Source organism: Jeotgalibacillus sp. ET6 (assembly GCF_029667115.1).
Taxonomy (GTDB): Bacteria; Bacillota; Bacilli; order Bacillales; family Jeotgalibacillaceae; genus Jeotgalibacillus.
Genome location: NZ_JARUIU010000318.1, coordinates 1 through 234, shown reverse-complemented (window position 1 = coordinate 234; position 234 = coordinate 1). Strand labels below are relative to the sequence as shown.

Sequence of the window (234 nt, the reverse complement as noted above, 5' to 3'; positions counted from 1 at the left end):
TATTTTGGCAGTCTTCTGACCGGAAAGATGGATGAGGATTTTCTTCAAATGCGCTCAATGATTGAAAAAGCTATAGCAACGGGAGAAACCATCCAAACCGAACGGCAGCCTTGGGCAGAAGAAGAGCTCTTTAATATCCTGAACAAATCCATTCACCATTGTCGGTGCTTTGATCAGCGCCGCCAGCAATCGGAAGCAAAAAAATCGGCATCAATGACGTCGCCGGAATCGGCA

General features: G+C 46.6%; 1 protein-coding gene. It reads left to right on the top strand.

Annotated features, from left to right (window positions below; all coding sequences use genetic code 11):
• On the top strand, nt 1–234 hold a 234-nt coding region (locus P6709_RS20355; RefSeq protein ID WP_278242688.1), incomplete at both ends, for a hypothetical protein.